Annotated in this window: 2 tRNA genes; both read right to left on the bottom strand. The window is 47.8% G+C overall.

Going from position 1 to position 335, the window contains the following annotated elements:
- Positions 1-104 precede the first annotated feature (104 nt).
- Positions 105-180, bottom strand: a tRNA-Ala gene (locus CWM54_RS27930).
- 36 nt (positions 181-216) lie between these two features.
- Positions 217-293, bottom strand: a tRNA-Ile gene (locus CWM54_RS27925).
- Between the last annotated feature and the right edge of the window lie 42 nt (positions 294-335).

Below are 335 nucleotides of genomic sequence, written 5' to 3'. Positions count from 1 at the left end.
TGTGTCGTTTCAATTTTCAGCTTGATCCAGATTTTTAAAGAGCAAAACTTCGCAGTGCACCTTTTCAGGTTCACTCTGAAGTTTTCTTGTGTTTGCAGTAATGATGGTGGAGCTATGCGGGATCGAACCGCAGACCTCCTGCGTGCAAAGCAGGCGCTCTCCCAGCTGAGCTATAGCCCCATCGTTTGCAACCTCTTCAAATTTGCTTCGCAAATTTGGTAGGCCTGAGTGGACTTGAACCACCGACCTCACCCTTATCAGGGGTGCGCTCTAACCACCTGAGCTACAAGCCTGTAGAGGTTTTTACTGCTGTTTTTCATCAGACAATCTGTGTG

This window comes from Klebsiella sp. D-Nf1 (assembly GCF_002810515.1).
In the GTDB taxonomy this organism is placed as follows: domain Bacteria; phylum Pseudomonadota; class Gammaproteobacteria; order Enterobacterales; family Enterobacteriaceae; genus Klebsiella; species Klebsiella variicola.
The sequence above is the reverse complement of the archived record's forward strand: the minus strand, read 5'-3'. Positions and strand labels throughout refer to the sequence as shown.